We start from the raw sequence: 5,341 nt of genomic DNA, 5'->3' as shown, positions 1-5,341 counted from the left end.
ACCCTTAATACAAGAAGAGAGCCCCACCCCCCAAGAAGGGGGGTAGGGCTCCACCTCATTTGTTATCTCAAAACCATACAGCGGACGCACACCCACAACAACCCTACACACGCATGAAAATATGTAAGCCTTCGGTCTATTAGTACCAGTCAACTCCACAAGTCTTCAGTCCTTGCTCCCATACCTGGCCTATCAACCCCGTCATCTACAGGGAACCTCACACAACACACGTTGCCAGGAGAACTCATCACGAAACAGGCTTCCCACTTAGATGCTTTCAGCGGTTATCCCTCCCGAACGTAGCCAATCAGCCATGCACCTGGCGGTACAACTGACATACCAGAGGTTCGTCCGTCCCGGTCCTCTCGTACTAAGGACAGCCTTTCTCAATTCTCCAACGCACGCAGCGGATAGGGACCGAACTGTCTCACGACGTTCTGAACCCAGCTCGCGTACCGCTTTAATGGGCGAACAGCCCAACCCTTGGGACCAACTCCAGCCCCAGGATGCGACGAGCCGACATCGAGGTGCCAAACCATGCCGTCGATATGAACTCTTGGGCAAGATCAGCCTGTTATCCCCGAGGTACCTTTTATCCGTTGAGCGACGGCCGTTCCACAACGTACCGCCGGATCACTAGTCCCGACTTTCGTCCCTGCTCGACCCGCCAGTCTCACAGTCAAGCTCCCTTGTGCACTTACACTCAACACCTGATTACCAACCAGACTGAGGGAACCTTTGGGCGCCTCCGTTACACTTTAGGAGGCAACCGCCCCAGTTAAACTACCCATCAGGCACTGTCCCTGACCCAGATCATGGGCCCAAGTTAGACATCCAGAACAACCAGAGTGGTATTTCAACAACGACTCCACACCCACTAGCGTGAATGCTTCACAGTCTCCCACCTATCCTACACAAGCCGCACCAAACACCAATACCAAACTATAGTAAAGGTCACGGGGTCTTTCCGTCCTGCTGCGCGAAACGAGCATCTTTACTCGTACTGCAATTTCACCGAGCTCATGGTTGAGACAGTAGGGAAGTCGTTACTCCATTCGTGCAGGTCGGAACTTACCCGACAAGGAATTTCGCTACCTTAGGATGGTTATAGTTACCACCGCCGTTTACTGGGGCTTAAATTCCTAGCTTCGCCCCCACAAAAAGGGGCTAACCAGTCCTCTTAACCTTCCAGCACCGGGCAGGAGTCAGTCCGTATACATCGTCTTACAACTTCGCACGGACCTGTGTTTTTGATAAACAGTCGCTTCCCCCTGGTCTCTGCGACCCTTACACGCTCCCCACCGCTTGAGTGGCTCACGCTCCAGGCTCCCCTTCTCCCAAAGTTACGGGGACATTTTGCCGAGTTCCTTAACCATGATTCACTCGAACGCCTTAGTATTCTCTACCTGATCACCTGTGTCGGTTTAGGTACGGGCGGTTCAAACCTCACGCCGATGCTTTTCTCGACAGCATAGGATCACCAAATCCCCCCACAAAAAAAGGGGGTCCCATCACGCCTCAGGCCCACACCCGGCGCATTTAACAACCGGGCACCCTACACGCTTAGACCACGACAACCACCGCGTGGCTTGGCTACCTTCCTGCGTCACACCTGTTAACACGCTTACCTCCACCCCTTGGACCCCGCATCCACCAGAACCAACACCAAACCCCCACAAAAAAGAAGGAGCAAGGATCAGGAACCAGCACACACGGTTAGCATCAGAATATCAGTATGGACGGTCCTTCACCGGTACGGGAATATCAACCCGTTATCCATCGACTACGCCTGACGGCCTCGCCTTAGGCCCCGACTAACCCAGGGAAGACGAACTTGACCCTGGAACCCTTGATCATCCAGCGCACGGGATTCTCACCCGCGTATCGCTACTCATGCCTGCATTCTCACTCGCGTACCCTCCACCATCAGTTCACACCACAGCTTCACCGGACACACGACGCTCCCCTACCCAACAACAACAAAAAACATTTCATCATCATTGCCACGATTTCGGTGGTGTACTTGAGCCCCGCTACATTATCGGCGCAGAATCACTTGACCAGTGAGCTATTACGCACTCTTTCAAGGATGGCTGCTTCTAAGCCAACCTCCTGGTTGTCTCAGCAACTCCACATCCTTTCCCACTTAGTACACGCTTAGGGACCTTAATCGATGATCTGGGCTGTTTCCCTCTCGACAATGAAGCTTATCCCCCACTGTCTCACTGCCACGCTTACACTTACCCGCATTCGGAGTTTAGCTGACGTCAGTAACCAATACGGCCCATCAACCAACCAGTAGCTCTACCTCAGACAAGCAACACGCAACGCTGCACCTAAATGCATTTCGGGGAGAACCAGCTATCACAGAGTTTGATTGGCCTTTCACCCCTATCCACAACTCATCCCCCCAGTTTTCAACCTAGGTGGGTTCGGGCCTCCACACGCTCTTACACGTGCTTCACCCTGGCCATGGATAGATCACTCCGCTTCGGGTCTAGATCCTGCCACTCACACGCCCTGTTCAGACTCGCTTTCGCTACGACTACCCCACACGGGTTAACCTCGCGACAAAACACTAACTCGCAGGCTCATTCTTCAAAAGGCACGCCATCACCCCACCACAAAGACAAGGCTCTGACGGCTTGTAAGCACACGGTTTCAGGTACTATTTCACTCCCCTCCCGGGGTACTTTTCACCCTTCCCTCACGGTACTACTCCACTATCGGTCATCAGAAAGTATTTAGACTTACCAGGTGGTCCTGGCAGATTCACACAAAATTCCACGAGTCCTGTGCTACTCGGGACACCAAACAAACCCCACGCATCATGAACCAGCTACGGGACTCTCACCCTCTCCGGCCGCCCATCCCAAGGACATTCACCTACACAACACGCACAATCCGGTGAGCGGTTGAACCCACCACGTCCAGCTCCCACAACCCCTGCAATGCAACCCTCAACCGGTCATCACACACCACAGGTTTAGTCTCTTCCGCTTTCGCTCGCCACTACTAACAGAATCATTCACTTATTTTCTCTTCCAGCAGGTACTAAGATGTTTCACTTCCCCGCGTTCCCCCCAACCGGCCTATACATTCAACCAGCGGTAACAAACCATCACAGCTTGCTAGGTTTCCCCATTCGGAAATCCTCGAATCAACGCCCTGTTATCGACTCCCCGAGGCTTATCGCAGATTCACACGTCCTTCATCGGCTCCTGATGCCAAGGCATCCACCGTGTGCCCTTCACAACTTACAAACACACATATCAATACATAAGATCATTCACAAACAAGAACCAACACAACAAGCAAACCACCACAGTGCAGCAGCCCACCCATCACGCAGTTCCCAGAAGATGCTCGCGTCCACTATACAGTTCTCAAACAACAACCAAGACAACAACCAACCCAAGAAACCACAGAAAAAACACTCTCCCCGGTCCCCAGGCCAGCAGCCACACAGGCCCTATTGCCTCAAAACCCAACAATGCGCCTCATCCGATCAAACACACACAAACCACCTGTAACCAACATTCCACCCATGAGCAAACCATGCGTCCAACACTCGTGAACAAACACAGCCAACCATCAAACAGTTGAGCTCCTTAGAAAGGAGGTGATCCAGCCGCACCTTCCGGTACGGCTACCTTGTTACGACTTAGTCCCAATCATCAATCCCACCTTCGACGGCTCCCCCCACACAGGTTAGGCCACCGGCTTCGGGTGTTACCAACTTTCGTGACTTGACGGGCGGTGTGTACAAGGCCCGGGAACGTATTCACCGCAGCGTTGCTGATCTGCGATTACTAGCGACTCCGACTTCATGGGGTCGAGTTGCAGACCCCAATCCGAACTGAGACCAGCTTTTTGGGATTAGCTCAACCTCACAGTATCGCAACCCATTGTACCGGCCATTGTAGCATGCGTGAAGCCCAAGACATAAGGGGCATGATGATTTGACGTCATCCCCACCTTCCTCCGAGTTGACCCCGGCAGTCTCCTATGAGTCCCCACCATCACGTGCTGGCAACATAGAACGAGGGTTGCGCTCGTTGCGGGACTTAACCCAACATCTCACGACACGAGCTGACGACAACCATGCACCACCTGTATACCAGCCCCAAAGGGAAACCCTATCTCTAGAGCGATCCAGTACATGTCAAGCCTTGGTAAGGTTCTTCGCGTTGCATCGAATTAATCCGCATGCTCCGCCGCTTGTGCGGGCCCCCGTCAATTCCTTTGAGTTTTAGCCTTGCGGCCGTACTCCCCAGGCGGGGCACTTAATGCGTTAGCTACGGCGCGGAAAACGTGGAATGTCCCCCACACCTAGTGCCCAACGTTTACGGCATGGACTACCAGGGTATCTAATCCTGTTCGCTCCCCATGCTTTCGCTTCTCAGCGTCAGTTACAGCCCAGAGACCTGCCTTCGCCATCGGTGTTCCTCCTGATATCTGCGCATTTCACCGCTACACCAGGAATTCCAGTCTCCCCTACTGCACTCTAGCCTGCCCGTACCCACTGCAAAACCAGGGTTAAGCCCCAGCCTTTCACAGCAGACGCGACAAACCGCCTACAAGCTCTTTACGCCCAATAATTCCGGACAACGCTCGCGCCCTACGTATTACCGCGGCTGCTGGCACGTAGTTAGCCGGCGCTTCTTCTGCACCTACCGTCACTTCCGCTTCTTCGGTGCTGAAAGAGGTTTACAACCCGAAGGCCGTCATCCCTCACGCGGCGTCGCTGCATCAGGCTTGCGCCCATTGTGCAATATTCCCCACTGCTGCCTCCCGTAGGAGTCTGGGCCGTGTCTCAGTCCCAGTGTGGCCGGTCACCCTCTCAGGCCGGCTACCCGTCGTCGCCACGGTGAGCCATTACCCCACCGTCTAGCTGATAGGCCGTGAGCCCATCTTCAACCAGTACATAGCCCTTTCCACTACCATCCCATGCAGGAAGTAGTCATATCCGGTATTAGACCCAGTTTCCCAGGCTTATCCCAGAGTCAAAGGCAGGTTACTCACGTATTACTCACCCGTTCGCCACTCATCCACCCCGGTGCAAGCACCAAGGGCTTCAGCGTTCGACTTGCATGTGTTAAGCACGCCGCCAGCGTTCGTCCTGAGCCAGGATCAAACTCTCCGTTACAAAACAATAACTAAAAGAAAGCATGAAAACCCGGTCTCAAATTCAACATAAACATAAAATACAAATATACAAGAATACCCATATCTATTGCATCGTTATTGAAACCATCACGGTCATTCACAACATATCAATACATAAATTCTTGGTATCAATCACAGGCAAACCAAGCCCCTCACAGAAGCACAACACCCC

Annotated in this window: 2 rRNA genes; both read right to left on the bottom strand. The window is 53.2% G+C overall.

The annotated features are described in order from the left end of the window. Positions 1-119: 119 nt before the first annotated feature. Positions 120-3,263 (bottom strand): 23S ribosomal RNA (locus tag ACS1BR_RS09260). A gap of 352 nt (positions 3,264-3,615) precedes the next feature. Then, positions 3,616-5,149 (bottom strand): 16S ribosomal RNA (locus ACS1BR_RS09255). Together the 16S and 23S rRNA genes form the textbook arrangement of a ribosomal RNA operon. Positions 5,150-5,341: the final 192 nt, after the last annotated feature.

This window comes from Rothia sp. 18CD1-1, assembly GCF_055285355.1.
This window is presented reverse-complemented; position numbering and strand designations above follow the sequence as displayed.